Genomic DNA, 25,349 nt, shown 5'->3' with positions numbered 1-25,349 from the left:
GCGTGGCGGCGGCTCAGTAGCTCAGCTTGAGCAACTGCTGCCCGCTGCCGGGGCACACCGGCATGCCGGTGCGGTTGCAACTCGGTCCTTGCGCGGCGCGGACCATCTCGAGCTTGCGGTCGACCAGCGGCTCCTGCGTGCCCGTCAGGCGAAAGTGGCTACGCGCCTGGCGGGCCCCGCAGTCGCGATCGATGTCGCATGCGCTGATCAGCGGCGAAAGGTGCGGGTGCGGCCGCGCCGACCGTTTGAGCGTCGCACGCACCACGCGCGGCGGTGCCACTGCCACCGTACGCATCTTGCCGGCCATGGTGGCGCTATGAAGCGCCAATGCAATCAACAACATACGCCCTCCTGTCGTGTTCCGACAAAGCAACGCGCCGTTGCGTGGCTGGTTGCGCAGCCCTGCATTCTGTTTGCCGCGTTCAGGGCGCGAGTTCGCGCCGCTGCACCTTGGCCGTGCCGTCCATGCCCATGGTGGCGGTGAGCCCCACCGCGCCACATTTCACCGTGAATGCGCCTTCGCCGCAGGGCGTGATGCCCTGCTGGACGGGATCGCCGATCAGCCGGTTGAGCCGCGCCGCATCGGAATCCTTGCCAAGATCGGGGGTGACGAAGGAAACCCGATACCGGTCTGCTTCGCGACGCGAACAGACGACGATCTCGCTCTGGTCCGCGGGCGTTCGACATGGAATTTCTGCCTGCGTCCGCGCGCGATAGTCCGCCAGCAGCGTTGACACGGCATCTTGTTGGGCAACCAGCAGCAATATGGGCAGCAACATCGTGTCAATCCCCCGCCATTCCACGCAATCATAACCCAAAGCTCGGCGTGAATCACTAAAGGTCTTTGGCGTAAGGCCTGACAACGCTAGCACCGCTCGACAGGGCGGAACCGGCCCCCTATCGCGGTGCACAAATCGTAAAGGGAATCCCCAGCCGATGCCGAACGCAAGCCATGTTCTCGACCGTGTCCTCGTGCTCGAAATGGTGCGCGTCACCGAAGCGGCGGCGATCTCCGCCTCCAGCCTGGTAGGCCGCGGCGACGAGAAGGCCGCCGATGCCGCCGCCGTCGAGGCGATGCGCGAGGCGCTCAATCAGCTCTACATGGACGGCACCGTGGTGATCGGCGAGGGCGAGCGCGACGAGGCGCCGATGCTCTATATCGGCGAGAAGGTGGGCTCCGCGATCGGCAAGGGCCCGAAGATCGACATCGCGCTCGATCCGCTGGAAGGCACCACGATCACCGCCAAGGCCGGCCCGAACGCGCTGGCGGTGCTGGCGGTGGCGGAGGAGGGCAACCTGCTCAACGCGCCCGACGTGTACATGGACAAGATCGCGGTCGGCCCGGGCTATCCGCAGGGCGTGATCGACCTCACCAAGACCCCGACCGAGAATGTCGAGGCGATCGCCGCCGCCAAGGGCGTGAAGCCGAGCGAGATCATCGCCTGCGTGCTCGATCGCCCGCGCCACGAGAAGCTGATCGCCGAACTGCGCGGCATCGGCTGCGGCATCATGCTGATCCCCGACGGCGACGTGGCGGGCGTGATCGCCACCACCGATCCGACGACCACCATCGATGTGTACATGGGGCAGGGCGGTGCACCCGAGGGCGTGCTCGCCTGTGCGGCGCTGCGCTGCGTCGGCGGCCAGTTCCAGGGCCGTCTCGTCTTTCGCAACGACGACGAGCGCGCCCGCGCGGCGAAGTGGGGCATCGAGGATCTCGACAAGGTCTATGTGCTCGAGGAACTCGCCAAGGGCGACTGCATCTTCGCGGCGACCGGCGTCACCGACGGCTCGCTGCTCGCCGGCGTGAAGCGGGTGAAGGGCAAGATGACCACCGAGAGCGTGGTGATGCGCGCCAGCTCGGGCACGGTGCGCTGGGTGAAGGGCGAACACCGCATCGACTAACCGGTAAGAGCGGCGCCGCCGGCTTGATCCCGGCGGCGTCTTGCCGCACCAAGTCACCCTCGCTTCAAGGGGGATCGACGAACATGCGGCACTGGCTGGTTACGGTAGCACTTGCGGCGCTTGCCGCCCCTCTCGCGGTCGCTGCGCCCCCCCAGAGCGCTCCCACTGCAGCCGACGCGCCCTTCACCTTCGAAGAGGCGATGATCCCGATGCGCGACGGGGTGAAGCTCCACACCGTCATCCTGCGGCCCAAGGGCGTCACCGGCCCGCTGCCGATCCTGTTCCAGCGCAGCCCCTATGGTTCGCCCGACGCCGCGCCTGGGCGCGTGCCGAACAGCTGGGCGCCGCTGGTGCGCGACGGCTATATCTTCGTGTTCCAGGACATGCGCGGCCGCTTCAAGTCCGAAGGCGGCCCCTTCACCCTCTCCACCGAAGTGAAGACCGGCAAGGGCGCCGTCGACGAGGCGACCGACGCTTATGATTCGATCGACTGGCTGGTGAAGAACGTCCGCCCAAACAACGGCAAGGTCGGCATGTGGGGCGTTTCCTATCCCGGCTTCACCGCCGCGATCGCGCTCGCCAAGCCGCATCCAGCGCTCAAGGCGACCAGCCCTCAGGCGGCGTGGATCGACTATTGGAAGAACGACGATCTTCACCGCTGGGGCGCGATGCGGCTCACCTATGCCAGCGACTGGGTGAACAGCCTCCAGGCCGACAAGACCAATGCCGGCATCGACCTGTACGACCGTTACGACACCTATGACTGGTTCCTCCACGCCGGCTCGCCCGACGAGATCGAGAAAAAGTATTTCAAGGGCCGGGTGCCGCGCTTCCGCGAGATGATCGAGCATCCCGATTATGACGATCACTGGAAGAAGCAGGTCTGGTCGAACACGCTTGGCAAGACCACCGTGCCGACGCTCAACGTCGCCGGCTATTGGGACCAGGAGGATCCCTGGGGCAGCTGGAAGATCTGGGAAAAGCAGCGCGCCAACGATCCGAACAAGCTGTCGCATATGGTCGCGGGCCCCTGGGCGCACGGCGTGTGGCAGTCGCCGGCCAACAGCCTGGGCCGCATCCCGTTTGGCGTCGACAGCGGCACCCAGTTCATCGAGCAGGTCGAGGCGCCGTTCTTCGCCTATTGGCTGCACGGCACCGGCACCAGGCCCGACTTCGCGCTCAAGAGCTTCCAGTCGGGCTCGTGGCAGTGGAAGACGTACCAGACCTACCCGCTCGCCAATGCCCAGGCGACGAACTTGTACCTGCATGCCGATGGTGCACTCAGCTTCACCGCCCCGGCGGCAGGCGAGGGGTGCCGCGATTATGTCAGCGATCCGGCGCGACCCGTGCCGTTCCGCCCGCGGCCGATGTCCGCCACCTATGCCACGCCCGACTGGCGCTGGTGGGAAGCCGAGGACCAGCGCTTCGTCGACGACCGGCCCGACGTGCTCAGCTATGTCTCCGCGCCGCTGGAGAATGACCTGACGGTGACGGGCGAGGTCACCGCCAAGCTGATGGCCTCGACCAGCGGCACCGACAGCGACTTTGTCGTCAAGCTGATCGACGTGTTCCCGGAAGATTATGAGAAGGCCCCGACCGCGCTGGGCGCGTACGCCAAGGGCCTCAACGGCTATGAGCTGCCGATCGCGATGGAGATCCGCCGCGGCCGCTATCTCAAGAGCTTCGAGCAGGCGACGCCGCTGGTGCCCGACCAGGTGACCGCCTGGGACTTCCCGCTGCGCGACCACGACCATGTGTTCAAGAAGGGCCACCGCATCATGGTGCAGGTCCAGTCGAGCTGGTTCCCGGTGATCGACCGCAACCCGCAAACCTTCGTGCCGAACATCTACAAGGCGAAGGCGGAGGACTATCGCAAGGCGACGCAGCGGGTGTGCACGGGATCGGTGGTGACGCTGCCGGTGGTGAAGTAGGCTGACGTTCTAAGCCCCTCCCCTTCAGGGGAGGGGTTGGGGTGGGGCAGAGTCTCACCGAGATCAACAGGCGTTCTGGAATCCCTCCACCCCCAAACCCCTCCTCCAAGGAGGAGGGGCTTAAGTTTGATCTTTTAGTTCTTCAGCCGGTACCCGGTGCGGAAGATCCACACGATCAGCCCCAGGCACAGCAGCAGGAACACCCCCGTAAAGCCCAGGCTCCAGGCGATGCCGACATCGCCGTGCCCGAAGAAGCTCCAGCGGAAGCCGCTCACCAGATACACGACCGGGTTGAACAGGCTCACCGTGTGCCAGGGCTCGGGCAGCATGTCGATCGAGTAGAAGGCGCCGCCGAGAAAGGTCAGCGGGGTCACCAGCAGCGAGGGCACGATGTTGAGCTGCTCGAAGCTCTTCGCCCAGATGCCGATGATGAAGCCGAACATGCTGAACGTCACCGCGGTCAGCACCAGGAAGGCGAGCATCGCCGCCGGATGGTCCACCCGCAGCGGCACGAACAGCGCCGAGGTGGCGAGGATGATCAGCCCGATCACGACCGACTTGGTCGCAGCAGCCCCCACGAACCCCACCACCAGCTCGATCGCCGAGATCGGCGCGGAGAGCAGCTCGAACACCGTGCCGGTGAATTTGGGGAAGTAGATGCCGATCGAGGCATTGGCGATGCTTTGCATCAGCAGCGACAGCATGATCAGGCCCGGCACCAGGAAGCTGCCGTAATTCACCCCGTGGATCGCATCGATCCGGCTGCCGATCGCCCCGCCGAACACGACGAAATAGAGCGAGGTGGTGATCACCGGCGTCGCGATCGACTGCCAGAGCGTGCGGATCGTGCGGGCCATCTCGAACTTGTAGATCGCCCAGATGCCGGGAAAATTGATGCCGTTCATGCCTGTGCCCCCACCAGGTCGACGAAGATGTCCTCCAGGCTCGACTTGGACGTGTCGAGATCCTTGAAGGCGATGTTCAGGTCGTGCAGCTTGCGCAGCAGCGACGGGATGCCGGTGCGCTCGGCCTGCGCGTCGAAGGTGTAGCGCAGCTTGTGGCCCTCGTCGGCCAGGCTCAGCTGCCATTCGCCGAGTTCGGCGGGGATGGCGGCGAGCGGCTCGACCAGGCTGAGGTCCAGCTCGCGCTTGCCGAGCTTCTTCATCAGCGCGGTCTTTTCCTCGACCAGCAGCAGCTTGCCCTTGTTGATCACGCCCACCCGGTCGGCCATTTCCTCGGCCTCCTCGATATAGTGGGTGGTCAGGATGATGGTGGTGCCGCGGTCGCGCAGGCGGCCGATCAGCTTCCACATGTCGCGGCGCAGCTCGACGTCGACGCCGGCGGTCGGCTCGTCGAGGAACAGGATGTCGGGCTCGTGGCTCAGCGCCTTGGCGATCATCACCCGGCGCTTCATGCCGCCGGAAAGCTCCATGATCTTGGCGTCGCGCTTGTCCCACAGCGACAGGTCCTTGAGGAGCTGGTCGCAATAAGCGTTGTCGGGCGCCTTGCCGAACAGCCCGCGCGAATAGCGGGCAGCCGAGCCGACGCGCGAGAACATGTCGACCGCGATTTCCTGCGGCACCAGGCCGATCTTGGAGCGCGCCGCGCGCGGCTGGCGGATCGCGTCATGCCCGTCGACCAGGATGGTGCCGGTGCTGGGCGTGACGATGCCACAGATGATCGAGATGAGCGTGGTCTTGCCCGCGCCGTTCGGCCCGAGCAGGGCGAAGATCTCGCCCTTGTGGATGTCGAGGTCGACATGGTCGAGCGCGGTATGGCCCGACGCGTAGGTCTTGCTGACCTGGCGTAGCGACAGGATGGGTTGCATGGATGGTGGCCCCGGCCGGAAGGAGCTCGATAGCTAGGGTGGCGTTCATCCTGGGGCAAGGTGTGTCGCCAATCGCTTTCGTTTCAAGCGCTTCCTCCTCCGCCCACAAGGGTTTCCTCCCCCGCCAGGGGGAGGTGGCAGGCCGAAGGCCTGACGGAGGGGGAGGAAGCACGCCGCTATCGTTCTGGCATCCTCCCCCTCCGACCCGCTTCGCGGCCCACCTCCCCCTGGCGGGGGAGGATACGCTTTCAGCTTTGGGCGGGGCCCTTACTTCGCCTTGCGCGCGATCGCGACGGCGTCGACCAGCGCCTGATAGTCGCGCGCGCCGTACAGGATCTGCTTGCCGACCACCCAGGCGGGCGTGCCGTTCATCGCCAGCTTGACGCCAAGCCGGTGGTTGGCGTCGATTTCCCTGGCGATCGCGTCGCTGTTGGCCAGCCTTTGTGTCGCGGCCAAATCGAGACCCGCCTTGGTCAGCGCGTCGCTGATCGAGGCATTGCTCGGCCCGTCGCTGGCGAACAGCGCGTCGTGGAAGGCGCGGAACTTGCCCTGCTGCGCGGCGGCCAGCGCGAAGCGCGCGGCGACGACGCTCGCCTCGCCCAGCACCGGATATTCGCGGTAGACCACGCGGACGTTCGAATCCTTGGCGATCAGCTCGGCAAGACCCGGCAGGCTCGCCCGGCAATAGCCGCAGGCATAGTCCATAAACACGGTGACGGTGACGTCGCCGTTGGGGTTGCCCGCCCAGGCGCTGGCGAAGGGGGTGGTCAGCGCCGGCAGCGCGGCGGGGACGGCCGCCTGCGCGCCGTCCTGCGCCTTTTGCGCCTCGGCAGCTTCCTGCTGCTGGAGCTTCTCCATCATGTCGCGCAGGATCGACGGATTCTCGAGCAGATAGCTATGGACGATCCGCTCCACCTGCGCCTTGTTGCCGCCGATTCCCGGCAGCATCGCCTGCAACCCGAGCACCACCAGGCCACCGAGGACCGCGGCCAGCAGCAGCGCGCTGGCAAAAAAGAGCCTCGATCGCGTCATTATTGGAGATTGCGTCCCTTGTTGCGCTTGTCGTCCTTCATCGCCTGTTCGGAGACCATCGCGATGTCCTGCGCGCGGATCCATTCGGGCGAGCCCTGCGGCAGGCCCCCCATCGCCCGCCGCGCGCTGACCATCGCGGTGCGCGCATCGCCGATCAGATTCGCCCGCTCGGCGGTGGCGAGCGCGGTGCGCGGCTCGTCGCCCTTGCGATCATAGACCGTGCCCAGGTTGATCCAGGCGAAGGGGTTGTCGCGGTCGCGGGTGAGCGAATCGCGCAGCACCTGCTCGGCTTCCTTGAGGTTCGCCTTGTCCTCGGTCGCAACCAGCGCGTGGCCGAAGGTGCTGGCGATCAGCGGCGCGTTGTTCGAGAGCTGGGTCGCCTTGCGCAGCGGCTCCAGCGAGGCCTGGGGCTGGCCCGATTCGAGCAGGATCTGGCCCTGCAGCTCGAGAAAATAGGGATCGTTCGGCGCCAGCTTCACCAGCGCCGCCGTCTCGGCCGCCGCCTGCTCGGGATAGCCCGACTGGTGATAGGCATAGGCGCGGGCATAATGCGCGGGGATCGACTGGTCGCTCTGCGGATAGATGCGCAGCGTCTTCTTGGGATCGTTGGTATAGCCGCGGAGCTTGGCCTGGACGCGCTTGAAGCGGCGTTCGAGATCGGGGTCGAGCGGCTTGGTCCAGTTCGGCGAGTTTTCGAGATCGGCCTTCAGCGTCTGCACGCGATCCTGCGACATCGGGTGGGTCTGCGCGAAGGGATCGACTTCGGGATCGGTGCTGTAATAGCCGTAGCGATGCATTTCCTGCGTCAGCTTGTCGAAGAAGCTGAGCATGCCCTTGCCGGTGATGCCCGCGGTGTTGAGGAAGCGCACCCCGGCCGCGTCGGCCGAGGATTCCTGCACGCGGCTATAGGCGAGATACTTGCCGATCGCGGCGCGCTGGCCGGCCATCAGGATGCCGGTACCCGCTTCGGCCGAGCCGGCGGCCATCGCCGCGGCGCCGAGCAGGAGGCTGAGGATCGAGATGTTGCCATAGCCGCCGTCGCGCTGGAACACCGCGTGCCCACCGACGATATGGCCGATTTCGTGGGCGACGACGCCCTGGACCTGATTGGCGGTATCCGCCGCGTCGATCAGGCCGGCATTGACATAGACGATCTGCCCGCCCGCGACGAAGGCGTTGATCGACGGATCGCCGATCAGCACCACCTTCCCGTTGGCGGGGTTGAGCCCGGCGGCGGTGAACAGCGGCTTGGCCATGTCGGCCAGCAAGGCCTCGGTCTCGGCGTCGCGGAGCACCGATTGCGCCATCGCCGGGCGCGAGGCGAAGGCGGCGAGGCAGAGCATCGCGAGCAGCGTGGCCAGTCGGTGGATGCGCGCCATGATCCTACTCCCGGGGACTCGTTCAAAGGGCTGCCCTGGCAATGAGGCCCTGAACCTATACTGAAAGCCCCGGCGCGGCGTGAGCGGCCGCGCCGGGGATCTTCCTCAGGCGCCGAACGTCCGCTGCCACCATCCGCGACGGGGCTGGCCTTCCTCGTTGGAGCCTTCGCCGGTGGAGCCTTCCTCGGCAGCCGCATCCTCGACGGCCGCGGGTGCGTCCTGCGCAACCGGCGCCTCGACGGCGGGTGCCTCGGGGGCAGCTTCGGCTGCGACGTCCGCCTTCTTGCGACGGGTGCGCTTCGGCTTGGCCGGCGCCTCCTCGGCGGGTGCCTCGACGACGGCCGGTGCGGCTTCCGCCTCGACGTCCGCCTTCTTGCGACGGGTGCGCTTCGGCTTGGCCGGGGCTTCCTCGGCGGGTGCCTCGACGGCGGCCGGGGCGGCCTCCGCCTCGACGTCGGCCTTCTTGCGACGCGTGCGCTTCGGCTTGGCCGGCGCTTCCGCCTCGGCCTCTACCGCTGCGGGTGCAGGGGCTGCTTCGGCGACCGGCTCGGGCGCGGCGACGGGCGCTTCGGCTTCCGCCTCGGCCGCCTCACCGGCGTCGTCGGTTGCCTGCTCGGCACCCTCTTCACCGGCACCGCGACGACCGCCGCGACGGCCGCGACGACGGCGCTTGCGGTTGCGCTCACCTTCCTCGCGCTGAGCTGCGGTTTCCTCGGTTTCGGCAGTTGCCTCAACCTCGGCCGGCTCGGCCTCGTCGGCCTCGCCCTCAACATCGCCTTCAATGCCGTCGGCCTCGACCTGCTCGTCCTGGCCTTCGCCTTCCTCGCGACGGCGCCCGCGGCCACGGCGACGACGACGGCGCTTGCCGCGGCCTTCGCCGTCACGCTCGCCACGCTCCGGGCGTTCGCCACGCTCGCGCGGCTCGGCGGCTTCGGTTGCTTCCGCCTCGGCCTCGAACTCTTCTTCCTCTTCCTCGATCTCCTCGACGAAGTCCTCTTCCGGCTCCTCGATCAGCGGCTCGATCTTGGGCGCATAGGCCGGCGGCGGGCCCGAGGCCTCCACCGTCATCCGCGCGCCTTCCAGCTCGCCGTCCGCTTCGACCTCGACCAGCACGCCGTAGCGATCCTCGATCTCGGCCAGCTCGCCGCGCTTCTTGTTGAGCACGTAGAAGGCGGCTTCCTGGCTGGCGCGCAGCAGGATCTGCGAACCGCGGCCGCGGGCGGCCTCGTCCTCGATCATGCGCAGCGCCGACAGGCCCGCCGACGAGGCCGTGCGGACCAGGCCGGTGCCTTCGCAATGCGGGCAGGTGCGGGTGGAGGCTTCGAGCACGCCGGTGCGCAGGCGCTGGCGGCTCATTTCCATCAGGCCGAAGGGCGAGATGCGGCCGACCTGGATGCGGGCGCGATCGTTCTTCAGCGCCTCCTTCATCGCCTTCTCGACCTTACGGACGTTGGACGAATGATCCATGTCGATGAAGTCGATCACGACCAGGCCCGCCATGTCGCGCAGGCGGAGCTGGCGGGCGATTTCCTGGGCGGCTTCGAGGTTGGTCGCCGTCGCGGTCTGCTCGATATTGTGCTCGCGCGTCGAACGGCCCGAGTTGATGTCGATCGAGACCAGCGCCTCGGTCGGGTTGATCACCAGATAGCCGCCGGACTTCAGCTGCACCACCGGGTGGTACATCGCCGACAGCTGCTCCTCGACGCCCGCGCGCTGGAACAGCGGCACCGCATCGGCATATTGCTTCACCTTGCGGGCATGGCTGGGCATCAGGAGCTTCATGAAGTCCTTGGCCTGGCGATAGCCTTCCTCGCCCTCGACGATCACCTCGTCGATGTCGCGATTGTAGATGTCGCGGATCGCCCGCTTCATCAGGTCGCTGTCGCCATAGACGAGCGCGGGTGCCGACGAGGTGAGGGTGCGTTCGCGAATCTCGTCCCACAGCCGGGCGAGATAGTCGAAGTCGCGCTTGATCTCGGTCTTGGTGCGCTGGAGGCCGGCGGTGCGGACGATGCAGCCCATCGAGGCGGGCAGCTTGAGGTCCGCCATGATGCCCTTGAGGCGCTTGCGATCGGCGGCCGAGTTGATCTTGCGCGAGATGCCGCCGCCATGCGCGGTGTTCGGCATCAGCACGCAATAGCGGCCGGCGAGGCTGAGATAGGTGGTCAGCGCCGCGCCCTTGTTGCCGCGCTCTTCCTTGACGACCTGGACCAGCAGCACCTGGCGACGCCGGATCACGTCCTGGATCTTGTAGCGGCGACGCAGGTTCATGCGGCGCTGGCGGAGCGCCTCGGCTTCGTCGCCATTGCCGCCACGACCGCGACGGCGGCGGCCGCCCTGCGGGGCTTCCTCGCCTTCCGCGGCTTCCTCTTCGTCATGGCCACGCTCGACCATCTCGACGCCGTCTTCATGGTCGTCGTGATCATGGTCGTGATCGTGGTGATCGTCGTCGTCATCCCCATCGGCTTCGCGCAGCGCGGCTTCCTGCGCGGCATGCTCGGCCTCTTCGCGCAGCAGGGCTTCGCGGTCTTCCTTGGGGATCTGGTAATAGTCGGGATGGATTTCCGAGAAGGCGAGGAAACCGTGGCGGTTGCCGCCGTAATCGACGAAGGCCGCCTGCAGCGACGGTTCGACGCGGGTCACCTTCGCGAGATAGATATTGCCCTTGAGCTGCTTGCGCTCAGCGGACTCGAAGTCAAATTCCTCGATTCGATTCCCTTTGACGACGGCCACGCGGGTTTCTTCCCGGTGGCGTGCGTCGATCAGCATACGCATGGTCATTGATGATTCTCCGGGCGCGCCGGCACAGTTCCTCGAGGGAATGGGGCGCGAGCGCGCGATACAAGAAGCGCCCCAGACGATCGGCGAGGCCGATCCGGGTGGCGCGGGTTTCAAAAACTGCTGTTGCTGCACGGGCACGAGCGGACCAGCGGTCCCCTTGCTCCACCATCGCCACGCTGCCGGCCGCGAAGGCCTGGCGATGCGGACGGTGGGGAAATTGCCTCATGCGAACGTCAACCTGAACTGTCGCGACAAAAGAAGCGTCGCGTGCCTGATCCGGCGCAGTGCCGGAAGCATATCCTGCCTAGCACCGCTATGTCGTTGCGGCAACCGGCTCGGCTTTGGAAGATTTGGTTCCCCCGCGCGCCACAAAGCATTTGGGAGGATTTCGATCCCTCCCCCTAGCAAATGGTTCTTCGCATCCGGTTAACCAAGTCCTCCGGTTCGATTTGGAGGCTGGACCGGCCGCGGGGCGGCGCGGCATAGCGGCGGCGTGTCCTGGATGTTGTTCCTGATCGCCGGCTGGCTGACCGGTCTGCCCGGCTGGACCGGCCTCGCCGAGCATGTCCGGTTGGACGCGGGCGCGCTGGTCGTCCCTCTCGAGAACGATGCGGGGCCGCGCTTCGCCTGGCGCGCCGAGGACTATAGCGTCAGCCTCGCCATGCCCGAGCCGGTGGCGGCAAAGGGCGCGCCGCTGCCGCGCGTGCAGGGCGCTGCCGGGCTCCCGCTGGTAGTGCTCGACCCCGGCCATGGCGGACGCGACCCCGGCGCGCCGGGCATCGACGGCATCACCGAAAAGGCGCTGACGCTGGAAGCCGCGCGCGCGATCCGCGACGCACTGCTCGCTTCTGGCCGGGTGCGGGTGGCGATGACGCGCGACGATGATTCGTATGTGCCGCTGCAGCAGCGCACCGAAATCGGCCGCCGGCTGGGCGCAGCGCTGTTCCTCTCGCTCCACTGCGACAGCGCGGCCGATCCGCTGGCGTCGGGCGGCACGCTCTACACCCTGTCCGACGTCGCATCCGACAAGGAAGCGGCGCGGATGGCGGCACGCGAGAATCGCGCCGATCTGCTCGCCGGCGTCGACCTGGGGAGCGAGCGCGCCGATATCGCCTCGCTGCTGATCGACCTCGCGCAGCGCCGCACCATGGGCGTGTCTGCCCGCTATGCCGACCTGCTCGCCCGCGAGGTCGCGCCGGCGATGCGGCTGCATGCGCGACCGCGGCGGATGGCGGCGCTGATGGTGCTCAAGGCGCCGGACATGCCCTCGGTGCTGTTCGAGCTCGGCTATGTCTCCAATGCCGAGGATGCGCAGGCGCTCGGTTCGGCCGAGGGGCGTGCACGGCTCGCCGCAGCGGTGCGCCGGGCGACCGAAATCTACCTCGCCACGCGCTGACGCGGGACAAGGCCCGGGCGCGGCTCCCTTTCTTCCGCCCGAAAAGGTGCTACACCGCGCGCCGCATGGCCGACGGCGACACTCCCCCAATTCCCCAGCCCAACGAACGCACGCCCGGCCGCTGGGCGCGGCTGCGGCGGCGCTGGTGGTTCCGCACCCTTGCGATCCTGGCGCTGCTCGCCGGGCTGCTGGTGTTCGCCGTCTGGCTGCTCGTCGCGCGCGACCTGCCCTCGGTCAACAAGCTGCGCAGCTACGAGCCGCAGTTGCCGAGCTATGTACGCTCCGCCGACGGCGCGCCGATCCACGCTTATGCCCAGATGCGCCGCGTGCAGCTGAGCTACAACGAGTTCCCGCCGCTGCTGGTCCGCGCGTTCATGGCGGCCGAGGACCGCACCTTCTTCTCGCACCACGGGCTCGATTTCCCGGGCCTGGTGCGCGCGGCGGGCGAGGGGATCATCCGCGGCAAGACGCCGCGCGGCACCTCCACCATCACCCAGCAGGTCGCCAAGAATCTCGCGGTGGGCAACGAGGCGAGCTACACCCGCAAGCTCAAGGAAGCGATCCTCGCTTGGCGGATCGAGGACACGCTGTCCAAGCCGCAGATCATGGAATTGTACCTCAACGCCATCGAGCTGGGGCGTAATTCGGGCGGCGTGGCGGCGGCGAGCGATGCCTATTTCGGCAAGCCCCTCGACAAGCTGAGCCTTGCCCAGATGGCCTACCTGGCGATCCTGCCCAAGGGCCCGGCCAATTACGACCCCGACCGCAACACCCAGCGCGCGCTCGATCGCCGAAACTGGGTGCTCGGCGAAATGCTGCGCAACGGCTTCATCAACCAGGCGCAGCATGACGAGGCGGTTGCCGCGCCGCTCGGCACCGTGCCGCGCCAGACCCCGCGCTTCGAGCGGGTCGGCGGCTATTTCGTCGAGGAAGTCCGCCGCCAGCTCGCCCGCCAGTTCGGCGAGAAGCGCGAGGACGGGCCATACAGCGTCTATGACGGTGGCCTGTGGATCCGCAGCTCGCTCGACCCGAAGCTCCAGGCCTATGCGCAGCGGGCGTTGCGCGACGGGCTGCTGCGCTATGAGCGCGGGCGCGGTTGGTCCGGCCCGCTCGGCAAGGTGCCGTTCGAAGGCGATGGCTGGTATTCGGCCTTCGTCTCCAGGAACATCGGCGTCGACTACGACAATTGGCGCGCCGCCGTAGTGATCGCGCGCGATTCGCGCAGCGTCCAGCTCGGCTTCGACGATGGCGACACCGGCACGCTGCCGGAAAGCGCCGCGCAGATGCCGATCCGCGGCAAGGGCGGCCACGCCTTCGACGCGATCAAGGTCGGCGACATCCTCGCTGTTGCGCCGGAGGGTGGCAACTGGAGCCTGCGCAGCGTGCCCAGGGTGTCGGGCGGCATGGTCGTCGAGGATCCCTCCACCGGCCGCATCCTTGCGATGCAGGGCGGTTTCGACTCGCGCCTCCAGGCGTTCAACCGCGCGACGCAGGCGACCCGCCAGCCGGGATCGACGATCAAGCCGATCGTCTATGCTTCCGCGCTCGAGAACGGGATGACGCCCGCCTCGATCGTCGTCGACGGGCCCTTCTGCGTCTGGCAGGGCGCGGGGCTCGGCCAGAAGTGCTTCCGCAACTTCGGCAATGCCCGCGGCGCCGGCCCGCACACGCTGCGCTGGGGCATCGAACAGTCGCGCAACCTGATGACGGTGCAGATCGCCAACGCCACCGGCATGGACAAGGTGGTCGACACGATCCAGCGGCTCGGCGTCTCCAAGAACCGGCTGCCGCCCTATCTCTCCTATGCGCTGGGCGCGGGCGAGACGACGGTGCTGCGCATGGTCAACGCCTATTCGATCCTGGTGAACCAGGGCCGCGCGCTCAACCCGACGCTGATCGACTTCGTCCAGGATCGCCGCGGCCGAGTGATCTTCCCCGCCGGCTGGCGCGCCTGCTCCGGCTGCAACGCGCGCGACTGGGACGGCAAGGCCATGCCGCGCCCGATCGTCCGCGCGCGGCAGGTGATCGATCCGATGGTCGCCTATCAGATGGTCCATATCACCGAGGGCGTGGTCCAGCGCGGCACCGCGACGGTGCTGCGTGACCTGAACCGCCCGATGATGGGCAAGACCGGCACGACGACGGGCCCCACCGACGTGTGGTTCGTCGGCGGCACCCCGCAGATGATCGGCGGCCTCTATCTCGGCTACGACACGCCCTCGAACCTCGGTGGCTATGCGCAGGGCGGCTCGATCGCCGCGCCGATCTTCAAGGAGTTCGCGGTGCCCGCCTATGAAGGGCTGGATCCGTTGCCCTTCGTCGCGCCGCCGGGGATCCGCATGGTGCGCATCGATCGCGGCAGCGGGCGGCCGGTGCAGGGCGGCTGGCCGACCGACGATCCGCTCTCCTCGATCATCTGGGAGGCCTTCCGCCCGGACAGCGATCCGCGCCGCACCCGCCGTACCGCCAATACCGAAGCGGCACCCGCCGCGGCAGCGCCGGTACAGCGCAAAGCCGATCGCCAGGGCGATAGCGACTTCTTGCAACAACAGGGCGGAATCTACTAGCGAGGCCGCCGCACCCTATATGGCATGAGATCGCCGCATCGTCTGGGATGCGGCCAGCGGTTACTTCGGAAGGTTTGGAACATGCGCGCTGAAGCGCAGGCATATGTCGACAAGATCAACAGCGCGCTTGCGCTGCTCCGCCGCTCGCTCGACTGGGACCGCGCGCTGCGCCGTCTCGACGAGCTGAACGCGCGCGTCGAGGATCCGACGCTGTGGAACGACGCCAAGAAGGCGCAGGATGTGATGCGCGAGCGTCGCCGCCTCGACGAATCGATCAGCGCCACCCGCGCGATCGAGAGCGAGCTGAGCGACACGGTCGAGCTGATCGAGATGGCCGAGGCCGAGGGCGACGAGGAAATGGCGGTCGACGGCACCGAGAGCCTGCGCCAGCTGGCCGAGCGCTCCGACGCCGACAAGGTCAAGGCGCTGCTCTCGGGCGAGGCCGATCCCAACGACACCTATGTCGAGATCAATGCCGGCGCCGGCGGCACCGAATCGAACGACTGGGCCGAAATGCTCCAGCGCATGTACACGCGCTGGGCCGAGCGCCACGGCTACAAGGTCGAGCTGGTCGATTACCACGCCGGTGAACAGGCGGGCATCAAGTCCGCGACGTTGCTGTTCAAGGGCGAGAACGCGTACGGCTATGCCAAGACAGAGAGCGGCGTGCACCGCCTGGTCCGCATCAGCCCGTTCGATTCGAACGCGCGCCGCCAGACCAGCTTCGCCTCGGTCTGGGTCTATCCGGTGATCGACGACAATATCGAGATCGAGATCAACGAGAGCGAGCTGCGGATCGACACCTATCGCGCCTCGGGCGCGGGCGGGCAGCACATCAACACCACCGATTCGGCGGTGCGCATCACCCACTTGCCGACCGGTATTGTGGTGCAGTGCCAGAATCAGCGTTCGCAGCACAAGAACCGCGCCGAGGCGTTCAACCAGCTCCGCGCCCGCCTGTACGAGCGCGAGCTGGCCGAGCGCGAGGCGGTGGCCGACGCGCAGAACGCCACCAAGACCGATATCGGCTGGGGGCACCAGATCCGCTCCTACGTGCTCCAGCCGTACCAGCTGGTAAAGGACCTGCGCACCGGCGTCACCTCCACCGCGCCGAGCGACGTGCTCGACGGCGATCTCGACAGCTTCATGGCCGCCGCGCTAGCACAGCGCGTGACGGGCGAGGCCGTCGCAGTGGAGGATGTCGATTGAGCTTGCGCGCGCGGCCCCTGCTGCTCGGCGTGACGCTGCTGCTGGCGGCGTGCGACGGCAGTCCGCGGGCGGTGCGCAACGAGAGCCATGATCCGGCCAATTCGGGTTTCCCGGCGGCGGACCGGCCGGTGGCGACGATCGTCTCGTCGCGCTGGTCGAGCGAGGAAGAGCGCGACCGGCTGAACGAGGCCGGCAAGGTGATGGACCTGGCCGGCATCAAGCCCGGCATGACCGTGGCGGATATCGGCGCGGGCGAGGGCTATTACACGATCCGCCTCGGCCAGCGCGTCGGCGCCAAGGGGCGGGTGGTCGCCGAGGACATCGTTCCCGACTATATCAGCGCGCTCGCCACCCGCGTGGTGCGCGAGAAGCTGGATAATGTCAGCGTGCGGCTGGGCCTGCCCGCCGATCCGCGGCTGCCCGAGAACAGCTTCGACCGCGTGCTGATGGTGCACATGTACCACGAGATCGAATCGCCCTACGAATTCCTCTGGCGGCTGCGCCCGTCGCTGGCGCCGGGCGGGCAGGTGATTGTGGTCGACGCCGATCGCCCGACCGAGAATCACGGGACGCCGCCGACGCTGCTCAAGTGCGAGTTCGCCGCGGTGGGCTATGCGCAGGTCTCGATGCTGCCGATGCCCTCGGCGGGCGGATACATGGCGGTGTTCGAGGCACGCGGCGAACGGCCCGAGCCGGAGACGATCCGCGCCTGCAAGTCCGGCGCGCACGCCAAGGCGGTGACGCCGAAGCCCAACGGCGCGCACGAGTAACTCATCTTCTTAGCCCCTCCTCTTGGGAGGAGGGGTTTGGGGGTGGAGGGATTCCAGAACGCTGGTTGGTCTCGGTGAGACACAGCCCCACCCCAACCCCTCCCCTGAAGGGGAGGGGCTTAAGAGGCCTCCCTGAGAGCAATCTAACAGCAGGGATGACTTCCCCGCGCACACCGGCTAATCCCGCGCGACCCATGACTGACGCAACCGACACCCAGCGCGACTGGCGCGACACCGTCTTCCTGCCGAAGACCGATTTTCCGATGAAGGCCGGGCTTGCCGCCAAGGAACCCGCCATCCTCGAGCGCTGGGCGAAGATTAGCCTCTACCAGAAGCTGCGCGAGGCCCGCGCCGGCCGCGAGCGGTTCATCCTGCACGACGGCCCCCCCTATGCGAATGGCGACATTCACATGGGCCATGCGCTCAACAAGATCCTGAAGGACATCGTCGTCCGCTCGCAGAGCCTGATGGGCAAGGACGCGCCCTACGTCCCCGGCTGGGACTGCCACGGCCTGCCGATCGAGTGGAAGGTCGAGGAAGCGTACCGCGCCAAGAAGCTCAACAAGGACGAGGTCGACCCCGTCGCCTTCCGCGCCGAATGCCGCGCCTATGCCGAGAAATGGGTGGCGGTGCAGCGCGGCCAGTTCGAGCGGCTCGGCATCCTGGGCGACTGGGACGATCCCTATCTCACCATGAAGTTCGACGCCGAGGCGCGGATCGCCGGCGAGCTCTTGAAGTTCGCCGAGAGCGGCCAGCTCTATCGCGGCGCCAAGCCGGTGATGTGGTCCCCGGTGGAGAAGACCGCGCTGGCCGAGGCCGAGGTCGAGTACGAGGACATCACCTCGACCCAGATCGACGTGGCATTCGAGATCACCGAGGCGCCGAACGCGCCCGAGCTGGTCGGTGCGCATGCGGTAATCTGGACGACCACGCCGTGGACGATCCCGGTGAACCAGGCGTTGGCGTATGGGCCGGAGGTGGAATATCTCCTCGTCCGCTTTGATGAGATGGCGGGCGGAACCAACACGCTGCTGATCGCGAAGGATCTGCTGGACAGCTTCGGCGCCCGGATCGGGCACCCGGTGGTCGTCAGGATCGGCGACACGCCGGGCACGGTGACCGCGCTCGCCTCCATCCAGGGTTCGAAGCTGGAAGGCGCCGTCGCCCGCCACCCGATGCACGCGCTCGGCGGGTTCTTCGCCAAGCCGCGGCCGTTCCTGCCCGGCGACTTCGTCACCACCGATGCGGGTACCGGCCTCGTCCATATGGCGCCGGATCATGGCGAGGACGACTTCCTGCTGTGCAAGGCGCACGGCATCGATCCGGTGTTCGCGGTCGACGGCGCCGGCATGTACCGCGCCGATTGGCTGTGGCTCGGCGGCCAGGGATCGGTGATCAACAAGAAGTTCACCAGCGCCGAAGGCCCGATCTGTTCGGACCTGCGCGCGGCGGGCGCGCTGCTCGCCGCCTCGGACGACTTCCAGCACAGCTATCCGCACAGCTGGCGGAGCAAGGCGAAGATCATCTTCCGGGCGACCCCGCAGTGGTTCATCCCGATGGACCGTCCCACTCCCCTCCCGCTTGCGGGAGGGGCCGGGGGTGGGCCCTCGCTCTCCACCGGTGATGCGCTCGCGGATGCCGGGGGCCCACCCCCCAGCCCCCTCCCGCGGGCGGGAGGGGGAGCGGAAAGCAACGCCCCCACGCTCCGCGAAATCGCGCTCGATTCGATCGAACGCACCCGCTGGGTGCCCGAGCGCTCGATCAACCGCATCCGCGCGATGGTGGAGGGGCGCCCGGACTGGGTGATCAGCCGCCAGCGCGCCTGGGGCGTGCCGATCGCGCTCTACGTCAACCGCGCCACCGGCGACTATCTCCGCGATCCCGCGGTCAACGCCCGCATTCTCGATGCCTTCCGCGCCGGCGGGGCCGATGCCTGGTTCCAGGCCGACCACCAGGCGCTGCTCGGCCCCGACTATGCGGCCGAGGACTATGAGGTCGTCACCGACATTCTCGACGTGTGGTTCGACAGCGGCTCGACCCACAGCTTCGTGATCGAGGCGCGCTACGGCGAGGGCGTTCGCGCCAACCTCTATCTCGAAGGCTCGGACCAGCATCGCGGCTGGTTCCAGTCGTCGCTGCTCGAATCCTCGGGCACGCGCGGCCGGGCGCCCTATGACGCGGTGCTCACCCATGGCTTCGCGCTCGACGGCCAGGGCAAGAAGATGTCCAAGTCGCTCGGCAACGTGGTCGATCCCTTGAAGATCATCGGCGAGAGCGGCGCGGACATCCTGCGCCTCTGGGTCTCGCAGACCGATTATTTCGACGACGTCCGCATCGGCAAAGAAGTGCTGGCCGGCACCGGCGACGCGTACCGCAAGATCCGCAACACCTTCCGCTATCTGCTCGGCGCGCTCGACGGGTTCGACGAGGGTGAGAAGGTGGCGGTGGCCGACATGCCCGAGCTGGAGCGCTATGTGCTCCACAAGCTGGCGGCGCTGGATGCCGAGCTGCGGTCGGCGGCGGAGGCGTTCGAGTTCAATCGCTATGCGCGCGCGCTCGGCGACTTCATGAACGAGGACCTCTCGGCCTTCTTCTTCGATATCCGCAAGGACTGCCTCTATTGCGATGCGGAGAGCGACCCCAAGCGCCGCGCCTATCGCACCGTGCTGGACGTGCTGTTCCACGCGCTGGTCCGCTACGCCGCGCCGATCCTCGCCTTCACCGCCGAGGAAGTGTGGCAGAGCCGCTATCCGAGCGAGGACGGGTCGGTCCACGAGCTGGAATGGCCGGTGCTGCCGGAGGGCGCCTCGGTCGAGCATGACTGGACGGCGATCCGCGCGCTGCGCCAGACCGTCACCGAGGCGATCGAGCCCTATCGCCGCGAGAAGAAGGTTCGCTCCAGCCTCGAGGCCGAAGTGACCGTGCCGACGCTGCCGATGCCGGCCGAGGAGCTCACCGAGCTGTTCATCGTGTCGAAGGTGGATCAGGCGGCCGATGTCACGGTCACGCCCACCGATCGCCACAAATGCGGCCGGTGCTGGCGCCATCTTCCCGAAGTGACGCAGGATGGGGCATTGTGCGACCGTTGCGCAGAGGTGGTGTCGTGATGAAGCAGGTTCGCCTCTATGGCTTCGCCGCGGCGCTGGCCGTGTTCGTGCTCGACCAGCTGACCAAGTACATCGTCACCGGCCCGCTGGGGCTGGTGGTGCAGAATGACTCGATGACGCTGCTGCCGATCTTCGACCTGCGTTTCGTCAAGAATATCGGCGTGTCGCTGGGCCTGCTCTCGGCCAACAGCCCGACGATGCGCTGGCTGCTGGTGCTGATGACCGCGTGCATCGCCATCGGCGTGTGCGTGTGGATGCTGCGCGAGAAGAAGACCGGCGATGTCGTCGCGCTCGGCCTGGTGCTGGGCGGGGCGTGCGGCAATATCCTCGATCGCAGCCGCCTCGGCTATGTCGTCGATTTCGCCGATCTGCATTTCGGCGAGTGGCGCCCCTTTTTGGTCTTCAACGTGGCCGATGCCGCGATTACCATCGGCGTGGTGATCCTGCTGCTTCGTGCCCTGCTCGTTCGCGACAAGAACCCCAAGTCGCCTGCCCCTGTGGAGAAGAAATTCAATGCGTAAGTTGATCCTCGTCGCGACCGGCGTCGCCCTGGTGGCCTCGCTCTCGGCGTGCGGCAAGAAGGGGTATGATCGGGCGCGTCCGGACGAGTTCGCGGTGGCCCGCCAGGCGCCGCTGGTGATCCCGCCCGATTTCTCGCTGCGTCCGCCCCAGCCGGGTGCGGCGCGCCCGCAGGATACCAACCCCTCCGACCAGGCGCTGGAGGCGCTGTTCGGCGGCACCGCGGCACGCAGCCCGGCCGAGACCGCGACGCTCGATCAGGCCGGTGCCGCCAGCGCCGATGCCGGCGTGCGCAGCAATGCCGGCAGCCCGTCGACCACCGTGGTCGACAAGGGCCGCACGACGCAGGACATCCTCAAGTCGCCCCAGGGCGATAACAAGGATGCGAGCGTCAAGACGCCGCAGTAACCGCTGCCGTTTCGCGCAAGAAAAAGCGCCGGTCCGCACGATGCGGGCCGGCGCTTTTCGTTTGGGGGCAGGCTACGCCTGAGATGTGCGTTCCCCTCCCGCTTGCGGGAGGGGCCAGGGGAGGGGATGGCGATCGCCTGGCGACGCCCTCAACCCTGAGCGTCCGCGTCAGCCCCTCCCCCGCCCCCTCCCGCAAGCGGGAGGGGAGCGCGGGCTGCTAGCTCTGGAGAGGCAATCGGGAGCGGCCCCCGCCACTCCCGCGCCCCAGCCTCAAGGCGTGCGATCAGAAGCTGACGCCGATCGATCCCAGCACGCTGCCCTTGGCCGCATCCTTGCCGGTCGGCGTGATGAAAGTGGTGTCGGTGTCGACATAGGACACGCCGAGCGTCAGGTTCTTCCAGGTAACCGCCGCGCCGAGCGCCCAGTCAGTATATTCGGAGGTCGGGCCCGACAGCCAGCTCGGCCCGAAGGTGTGGCCGAGGTGTCCGGTGAGGCTGAACGGCGTCTTCGGGATCGCGGCGGAGACGTCGCCGGCGATATAGACATTGTCCTCGTTCTTCAGCAGCCCGCTCTGGCCTTGGTCGATCGCCAGCGCCTTCTGCTTGGGCGCATAGTTGACCGTGCCCTTCGCGGTGACCGGGCCGATCGCATAGGAAACCGAGGCATAGGGCTCGATGAAGTCCGACGAGCTCTTGTCGCCGGTGAAGCCCGGGCGTGTGCCCGGATAGACATAATAGAGCGCGCCGACATCGACGGTCACGCCGTTCTTGAAGCTGTGCTTGTAGCCCGCGATCAGATCGAGCTCCTGGTGCGCGCTGCCATGGACGGTGACATAGTCGTCGATCGAGGAGCCCCAGGCGGAGACGTAGAAGCCCGTTTCGTGGGTGACCGTCAGGCCGCCCTGCACGGCGAAGTTGCGATCGGTCTGCGAGATGCCGCGGAACTTGTAGTCGCTGATCACCGTCGCGGTGCCGTTCAGCGTGATCGCCGGGGCCGGGGCCGTTTCCTGCGCGAATGCGGGCGCGGTCGTGGCGAGCAGCAGCACGCCGAGGCTGATCGAGGAGAAGCGCATGGAATCCCTTTCATTTGAAACTAAAGGGTCCCTCACCTGCTGCAATCGGCATCGCATCGTGCTGGGCTCTACGTCCCGGCGACTTCCGAATTGCAACAAAAGATTGCCCGAACCGGGCGGTAGCGCACAATAGTTTATAGTTTTCCTAGCGCCGATTGTAACGGACTGTTGCTGGTCCGCCACAGGCGTGCCGCTTCGTCGGCCGCGAAGGGACCGAAGAAGCGGTGGAAAATCAGGCGAGTTCGAGGATCGCGTCGACTTCGACGGCGGCACCCAGCGGCAAGGCGGCGACGCCCACGGCGCTGCGGGCGTGGCGGCCGGCCTCGCCGAACAGCGCCTGCATCAGCTCCGACGCGCCATTGGCGACCTTGGGCTGATCGGTGAAGTCGGCAGTGGAGTTCACGAACACGCCGAGCTTCACCACGCGCTTGACCCGCGACAGGTCGCCGTCGAGCGCCTTCTTGATCTGGGCGATCAGCATCAGGCCGCAGCGCTGCGCCGCTTCGGTGCCGAAGGCGATGTCGCGGTCCTCGCCGAGGCGGCCGGTCATCAGCGCGCCGTCCTTGAACGGCAGCTGGCCCGAGACGTGGAGCAGCCCGCCGGCTTCGACGACCGGAACATAGGCGGCGACGGGAGCAGCGGCCTCGGGAAGGGCGAGGCCGAGCTCGGCGAGCTTGTGATCGATGGCAGTGGTCATGGCGCGACCCAACCACCGGGCGCGGGCAGGGTCAAGGCCCGCTCAGGCCCGGGCGAAGCGCTCTAGGATCCAGTCCTGCGCCTCCCGCCAGTCGTCGATGCGGGCATGGGCATGCGGGGCAGGGGGCACCTTGGGCGCGAGGCTCGGCTCGGCGACCATGTGCAGCCGGAACACGTCAGGCGCATGCTTGGCGACCGATTCGTGATGGGTGGCTAGATCGTCGACGAACACCGCCACCGATGCGCCATGCTCCTCGACCAGCCGCGCCACGGGCGTGCCCTTGCCGCCCTGGTTGCACTCTACCCGGTGGACGATGCCGTGATTCGCCAGCTGGGTGATGCGGTGGTCGCGGCAATGGTCCTGCAAATTGGTGAGCACGACGATGTCCGCCACCTCGGCGATGCGCGCCAAAGCCTCGCGGGCGTGGGGCACCAGCGTCTGGCGATCCATTTCATTGGGGAAGAAGCCGTCGAGCAGCGCCCACATCTCCGGGCCTTCCAGCGTGCTGCCGTCGCCGCGGCGCCGCATCGCGCCCTCGAACTCGCTGCCGTTGAGCGCGAAATCGATGTCGTGGTTGTCGCCCAGCCATTCGCCGAAGTGGCGGACCATGTGCAGCAGGACTTCGTCGCAATCGGTGATCAGCAGCGGTTTCATGCACGTTCCAGCTGGCGGCGGGCATCGACCAGCACCGCGGGGGAAAGATCGAGCGCGTCGGCGCAGGCGATCAGATCTGGCTCGTAGGATTCGAGAAAGCCGAGCGCGGCGGCGAGCAGCGCAGGTTCGCCGGCGCGGGCGCGCAGCGTCGCGGGATCGAGCCCCGTCAGGTCCAGCAGGCGCGCGGCTCGGCCAGAATCACTTAGAATCCAGACGAGTGCCTGCAGCGCTACCGTTTCGGGATTTGTCACGTCGCCCGCCATCGCCTAACACCGCCCCGCAGAGTAGGGGTAGCGCGTGCCAAAAAGAGTGCTCGTTGTCGAGGACAACGAATTGAACCTGAAGCTGTTCTGCGACCTGTTGCGCGCGCATGGCTATGAAGCCGAGCCGGTCCGCGACGGGCGGGAAGCCGTGCCCACCGCGCGCCGGTTCAAGCCGCATCTGGTGATCATGGACGTGCAGCTGCCGCACGTCACCGGCTTCGAGCTGATCGGCCAGATGCAGGCCGATCCGGTGCTCGGCCGCATCCCGATCATGGCGGTGACCGCCTATTCGAGCCATGAGGACGAGGAACGGATTCGCGCGGCGGGCGCGCGCTCCTATGTCGCCAAGCCGATCTCGCTGGCGCGGTTCGTCGACCAGGTCGAAAAGCTGATGGCCGCGATCGAGGAATAGACGATCGATGCAGCGAAAACGCCGGACCCGTGAGGATCCGGCGCGATGCGATCAAACAGCGCGGGCGCGGCCTGCGCGCCCGGCAGCCTTACTTGATCTTCGCTTCCTTGAAGTCGACATGCTTGCGCACGACCGGATCGTACTTGCGGAAGCTGAGCTTCTCGGTCTGGGTGCGCGGATTCTTCTTGGTGACATAGAAGAAGCCCGTATCCGCCGTGCTGACGAGCTTGATCTTTACGGTGGTCGGCTTTGCCATGACCCGGAACCCTTGATTCGTGCGAAAAGAAAAGAGCGGCGCGCTTGTGGCACACCGCTGACAGGGGGGAGCGGATGCGCGAATCGTCTGGGAAAGTCAAGTGTGTTGGCGCCGAAGCGCCTGTGCGCCGCATCGAATCTATCGATCAGCTTGATCGGGTTTATCCTAGGGTATGGCTGTTTCCTCGGCGGAACCCGACTCTATATCCCGATCGTTAGGGCAACGAATCGACCGCCTTCAGGAGGATACACCATGGCCGAAAACCCCGCACTCGCGACGCCGACCGACCTCAACCGCAACGACACCAAGAGCGTTGCCGATGCCCTGAACAGCGCGCTGGCGGACTGTTTCACGCTGTATTTCAAGACCAAGAACTTCCACTGGCACGTCTCGGGCCCGCACTTCCGCGACTATCACCTGATGCTCGACGACCAGGCCGCGCAGATCCTGGGGGTGACCGATGCGATCGCCGAGCGCGTCCGCAAGACCGGCAACACCACGCTGCGCTCGATCGGCGACATCGCGCGCCGCCAGACCATCTCGGACAATGACGCCGAGTTCGTCGCACCCGGCGACATGCTGGCCGAGCTGCGCGACGACAATCTCAAGCTGGTCGAGAGCTTCCGCGCGGTGAAGGAAGCGGCCGAAGAGGCCAAGGACAATGCCACCAGCGGCATCGTCGACGAATGGACCGACCAGGCCGAAGAGCGCGCCTGGTTCCTGTTCGAGGCCAGCCGCAAGGGCTGAGCCTGACAGCGGCCGGCGCCCCCTCCGGGAGCGCCGGCCGTCTGCCGCTTATTTGAGGGCGGCGAGGTCGGTCTCGACCTTCTTCAGCATCTCGTCGGTCAATGCGCCGTTCGAGAAGGGCTGCACCGCCTTCAGGCTCATCGCCTTGAACTGGTCGAGCGCCGGGTGCGACGACAGGCCGGGAATATCGGTGTCGAGCACCGCCTTGGCCTTTTCGTCGGCGAGCAGCGTCTCGATCGGCGTATCGAGGCTGAACTTGGTTGCGGCTGCCGGGGCGGCCGCCGGTGCGGGGGTCTGCTGCGCCATGGCGGCGGGGCTCAGCATGGCAGCGGCGATCGCGCCTGCGACAAGAAACTTCATCGGAAAAAGCCCTCCCTGGACGGGCGCAACGCGCGCCCGAGCGAGACGCTAGGGGC

At 67.2% G+C, this 25,349-nt stretch carries 24 protein-coding genes; 11 read left to right on the top strand and 13 right to left on the bottom strand.

What is annotated here, in order from left to right; translation table 11 throughout:
- Positions 1-13 precede the first annotated feature (13 nt).
- Positions 14-343 carry a hypothetical protein gene (locus BM009_RS18375; protein WP_093298413.1) on the bottom strand — a complete coding sequence of 110 codons (330 nt, stop codon included), beginning with the start codon at positions 341-343 and terminating at the stop codon, positions 14-16.
- A gap of 79 nt (positions 344-422) precedes the next feature.
- On the bottom strand, positions 423-779 hold the full coding sequence (locus BM009_RS18370; protein ID WP_254772350.1) for a hypothetical protein: 357 nt from the start codon (positions 777-779) through the stop codon (positions 423-425).
- Positions 780-936: 157 nt separating this feature from the next.
- Here BM009_RS18370 and glpX point away from each other — a divergent pair, with 157 nt between their 5' ends.
- Positions 937-1,905 carry a class II fructose-bisphosphatase gene (gene glpX, locus BM009_RS18365; RefSeq protein WP_093298411.1) on the top strand — a complete coding sequence of 323 codons (969 nt, stop codon included), beginning with the start codon at positions 937-939 and terminating at the stop codon, positions 1,903-1,905.
- A gap of 83 nt (positions 1,906-1,988) precedes the next feature.
- Positions 1,989-3,836 carry a CocE/NonD family hydrolase gene (locus BM009_RS18360; RefSeq protein ID WP_093298410.1) on the top strand — a complete coding sequence of 616 codons (1,848 nt, stop codon included), beginning with the start codon at positions 1,989-1,991 and terminating at the stop codon, positions 3,834-3,836.
- Positions 3,837-3,970: 134 nt separating this feature from the next.
- Here BM009_RS18360 and BM009_RS18355 read toward each other — a convergent pair whose 3' ends face one another.
- The 5 genes from BM009_RS18355 to BM009_RS18335 all read right to left on the bottom strand — a co-directional run bounded on the left by BM009_RS18355 (position 3,971) and on the right by BM009_RS18335 (position 10,856).
- On the bottom strand, positions 3,971-4,741 hold the full coding sequence (locus BM009_RS18355; RefSeq protein ID WP_010543114.1) for an ABC transporter permease: 771 nt from the start codon (positions 4,739-4,741) through the stop codon (positions 3,971-3,973).
- The gene (locus BM009_RS18350) at positions 4,738-5,664 is read right to left on the bottom strand and encodes an ABC transporter ATP-binding protein (RefSeq protein ID WP_093298408.1); all 927 of its coding nucleotides are present in this window, start codon (positions 5,662-5,664) and stop codon (positions 4,738-4,740) included. Before BM009_RS18350 ends, BM009_RS18355 begins: the two co-directional genes overlap by 4 nt.
- A 267-nt stretch (positions 5,665-5,931) precedes the next feature.
- Positions 5,932-6,696: a DsbA family protein gene (locus BM009_RS18345; RefSeq protein ID WP_093298407.1), complete on the bottom strand. Its 765-nt coding sequence runs from the start codon at positions 6,694-6,696 to the stop codon at positions 5,932-5,934.
- Entirely contained in the window at positions 6,696-8,075 is a 1,380-nt protein-coding gene (locus BM009_RS18340; protein WP_093298406.1) for a M48 family metalloprotease, read from the bottom strand. Before BM009_RS18340 ends, BM009_RS18345 begins: the two co-directional genes overlap by 1 nt.
- A 105-nt stretch (positions 8,076-8,180) precedes the next feature.
- Entirely contained in the window at positions 8,181-10,856 is a 2,676-nt protein-coding gene (locus tag BM009_RS18335) for an Rne/Rng family ribonuclease (protein WP_217644218.1), read from the bottom strand.
- Positions 10,857-11,358: 502 nt separating this feature from the next.
- Here BM009_RS18335 and BM009_RS18330 point away from each other — a divergent pair.
- The 7 genes from BM009_RS18330 to BM009_RS18300 all read left to right on the top strand — a co-directional run bounded on the left by BM009_RS18330 (position 11,359) and on the right by BM009_RS18300 (position 20,832).
- On the top strand, positions 11,359-12,252 hold the full coding sequence (locus BM009_RS18330; RefSeq protein ID WP_254772356.1) for an N-acetylmuramoyl-L-alanine amidase family protein: 894 nt from the start codon (positions 11,359-11,361) through the stop codon (positions 12,250-12,252).
- A 65-nt stretch (positions 12,253-12,317) separates the two neighbouring features.
- Positions 12,318-14,819, top strand: a complete 2,502-nt coding sequence (locus BM009_RS18325) for a penicillin-binding protein 1A (RefSeq protein ID WP_093298403.1) — start codon at positions 12,318-12,320, stop codon at positions 14,817-14,819.
- 81 nt (positions 14,820-14,900) lie between these two features.
- Positions 14,901-16,028 carry a peptide chain release factor 2 gene (gene prfB, locus BM009_RS18320; protein ID WP_093298401.1) on the top strand — a complete coding sequence of 376 codons (1,128 nt, stop codon included), beginning with the start codon at positions 14,901-14,903 and terminating at the stop codon, positions 16,026-16,028.
- A 2-nt stretch (positions 16,029-16,030) separates the two neighbouring features.
- Positions 16,031-16,798: a class I SAM-dependent methyltransferase gene (locus BM009_RS18315; RefSeq protein ID WP_093298400.1), complete on the top strand. Its 768-nt coding sequence runs from the start codon at positions 16,031-16,033 to the stop codon at positions 16,796-16,798.
- A 194-nt stretch (positions 16,799-16,992) separates the two neighbouring features.
- Positions 16,993-19,905, top strand: a complete 2,913-nt coding sequence (ileS, locus tag BM009_RS18310; protein WP_093298398.1) for an isoleucine--tRNA ligase — start codon at positions 16,993-16,995, stop codon at positions 19,903-19,905.
- Entirely contained in the window at positions 19,905-20,426 is a 522-nt protein-coding gene (lspA, locus tag BM009_RS18305; protein WP_093298397.1) for a signal peptidase II, read from the top strand. Before ileS ends, lspA begins: the two co-directional genes overlap by 1 nt.
- Positions 20,419-20,832, top strand: coding sequence for a DUF3035 domain-containing protein (locus BM009_RS18300; protein ID WP_093298395.1), 414 nt, complete (start codon positions 20,419-20,421; stop codon positions 20,830-20,832). Before lspA ends, BM009_RS18300 begins: the two co-directional genes overlap by 8 nt.
- A 283-nt stretch (positions 20,833-21,115) precedes the next feature.
- Here BM009_RS18300 and BM009_RS18295 read toward each other — a convergent pair whose 3' ends face one another.
- From BM009_RS18295 to BM009_RS18280, 4 genes are all read right to left on the bottom strand, one after another.
- A complete protein-coding gene (locus tag BM009_RS18295; RefSeq protein ID WP_093298394.1) occupies positions 21,116-21,904 on the bottom strand; it encodes a TorF family putative porin in 789 nt (262 codons plus the stop codon).
- Positions 21,905-22,136: 232 nt separating this feature from the next.
- Positions 22,137-22,601, bottom strand: coding sequence for a RidA family protein (locus BM009_RS18290; RefSeq protein ID WP_093298392.1), 465 nt, complete (start codon positions 22,599-22,601; stop codon positions 22,137-22,139).
- A 42-nt stretch (positions 22,602-22,643) separates the two neighbouring features.
- Positions 22,644-23,255 carry a hypothetical protein gene (locus BM009_RS18285; RefSeq protein WP_093298391.1) on the bottom strand — a complete coding sequence of 204 codons (612 nt, stop codon included), beginning with the start codon at positions 23,253-23,255 and terminating at the stop codon, positions 22,644-22,646.
- Positions 23,252-23,518: a DUF3572 family protein gene (locus BM009_RS18280; RefSeq protein ID WP_093298389.1), complete on the bottom strand. Its 267-nt coding sequence runs from the start codon at positions 23,516-23,518 to the stop codon at positions 23,252-23,254. Before BM009_RS18280 ends, BM009_RS18285 begins: the two co-directional genes overlap by 4 nt.
- A gap of 34 nt (positions 23,519-23,552) precedes the next feature.
- On the opposite strand from BM009_RS18280, the gene BM009_RS18275 reads away from it, so the two are divergent.
- Complete coding sequence (locus BM009_RS18275; protein WP_093298388.1) at positions 23,553-23,930, top strand: response regulator; 378 nt, start codon at positions 23,553-23,555, stop codon at positions 23,928-23,930.
- 88 nt (positions 23,931-24,018) lie between these two features.
- Here the strand turns inward: BM009_RS18275 and rpmG are convergent, their stop codons facing one another.
- On the bottom strand, positions 24,019-24,186 hold the full coding sequence (rpmG, locus tag BM009_RS18270) for a 50S ribosomal protein L33 (protein WP_010125625.1): 168 nt from the start codon (positions 24,184-24,186) through the stop codon (positions 24,019-24,021).
- A 252-nt stretch (positions 24,187-24,438) separates the two neighbouring features.
- Between rpmG and BM009_RS18265 the strand changes: the two genes are divergently transcribed.
- Positions 24,439-24,933: a Dps family protein gene (locus tag BM009_RS18265; RefSeq protein ID WP_093298386.1), complete on the top strand. Its 495-nt coding sequence runs from the start codon at positions 24,439-24,441 to the stop codon at positions 24,931-24,933.
- A 48-nt stretch (positions 24,934-24,981) separates the two neighbouring features.
- Here the strand turns inward: BM009_RS18265 and BM009_RS18260 are convergent, their stop codons facing one another.
- Entirely contained in the window at positions 24,982-25,293 is a 312-nt protein-coding gene (locus BM009_RS18260; RefSeq protein WP_093298385.1) for a hypothetical protein, read from the bottom strand.
- Positions 25,294-25,349: the final 56 nt, after the last annotated feature.

This window comes from Sphingomonas sp. NFR04 (assembly GCF_900114095.1).
In the GTDB taxonomy this organism is placed as follows: domain Bacteria; phylum Pseudomonadota; class Alphaproteobacteria; order Sphingomonadales; family Sphingomonadaceae; genus Sphingomonas.
The sequence above is the reverse complement of the archived record's forward strand: the minus strand, read 5'-3'. Positions and strand labels throughout refer to the sequence as shown.

Excerpts from the sequence above, each read along its gene's own strand:
- BM009_RS18375 (WP_093298413.1), bottom strand. The coding sequence starts at position 343 with ATGTTGTTGATTGCATTGGCGCTTCATAGCGCCACCATGGCCGGCAAG.
- BM009_RS18370 (WP_254772350.1), bottom strand. The coding sequence starts at position 779 with ATGTTGCTGCCCATATTGCTGCTGGTTGCCCAACAAGATGCCGTGTCA.
- glpX (WP_093298411.1), top strand. The coding sequence starts at position 937 with ATGCCGAACGCAAGCCATGTTCTCGACCGTGTCCTCGTGCTCGAAATG.
- BM009_RS18360 (WP_093298410.1), top strand. The coding sequence starts at position 1,989 with ATGCGGCACTGGCTGGTTACGGTAGCACTTGCGGCGCTTGCCGCCCCT.
- BM009_RS18355 (WP_010543114.1), bottom strand. The coding sequence starts at position 4,741 with ATGAACGGCATCAATTTTCCCGGCATCTGGGCGATCTACAAGTTCGAG.
- BM009_RS18350 (WP_093298408.1), bottom strand. The coding sequence starts at position 5,664 with ATGCAACCCATCCTGTCGCTACGCCAGGTCAGCAAGACCTACGCGTCG.
- BM009_RS18345 (WP_093298407.1), bottom strand. The coding sequence starts at position 6,696 with ATGACGCGATCGAGGCTCTTTTTTGCCAGCGCGCTGCTGCTGGCCGCG.
- BM009_RS18340 (WP_093298406.1), bottom strand. The coding sequence starts at position 8,075 with ATGGCGCGCATCCACCGACTGGCCACGCTGCTCGCGATGCTCTGCCTC.
- BM009_RS18335 (WP_217644218.1), bottom strand. The coding sequence starts at position 10,856 with ATGACCATGCGTATGCTGATCGACGCACGCCACCGGGAAGAAACCCGC.
- BM009_RS18330 (WP_254772356.1), top strand. The coding sequence starts at position 11,359 with ATGTTGTTCCTGATCGCCGGCTGGCTGACCGGTCTGCCCGGCTGGACC.
- BM009_RS18325 (WP_093298403.1), top strand. The coding sequence starts at position 12,318 with ATGGCCGACGGCGACACTCCCCCAATTCCCCAGCCCAACGAACGCACG.
- prfB (WP_093298401.1), top strand. The coding sequence starts at position 14,901 with ATGCGCGCTGAAGCGCAGGCATATGTCGACAAGATCAACAGCGCGCTT.
- ileS (WP_093298398.1), top strand. The coding sequence starts at position 16,993 with ATGACTGACGCAACCGACACCCAGCGCGACTGGCGCGACACCGTCTTC.
- lspA (WP_093298397.1), top strand. The coding sequence starts at position 19,905 with ATGAAGCAGGTTCGCCTCTATGGCTTCGCCGCGGCGCTGGCCGTGTTC.
- BM009_RS18300 (WP_093298395.1), top strand. The coding sequence starts at position 20,419 with ATGCGTAAGTTGATCCTCGTCGCGACCGGCGTCGCCCTGGTGGCCTCG.
- BM009_RS18295 (WP_093298394.1), bottom strand. The coding sequence starts at position 21,904 with ATGCGCTTCTCCTCGATCAGCCTCGGCGTGCTGCTGCTCGCCACGACC.
- BM009_RS18290 (WP_093298392.1), bottom strand. The coding sequence starts at position 22,601 with ATGACCACTGCCATCGATCACAAGCTCGCCGAGCTCGGCCTCGCCCTT.
- BM009_RS18285 (WP_093298391.1), bottom strand. The coding sequence starts at position 23,255 with ATGAAACCGCTGCTGATCACCGATTGCGACGAAGTCCTGCTGCACATG.
- BM009_RS18280 (WP_093298389.1), bottom strand. The coding sequence starts at position 23,518 with ATGGCGGGCGACGTGACAAATCCCGAAACGGTAGCGCTGCAGGCACTC.
- rpmG (WP_010125625.1), bottom strand. The coding sequence starts at position 24,186 with ATGGCAAAGCCGACCACCGTAAAGATCAAGCTCGTCAGCACGGCGGAT.
- BM009_RS18265 (WP_093298386.1), top strand. The coding sequence starts at position 24,439 with ATGGCCGAAAACCCCGCACTCGCGACGCCGACCGACCTCAACCGCAAC.
- BM009_RS18260 (WP_093298385.1), bottom strand. The coding sequence starts at position 25,293 with ATGAAGTTTCTTGTCGCAGGCGCGATCGCCGCTGCCATGCTGAGCCCC.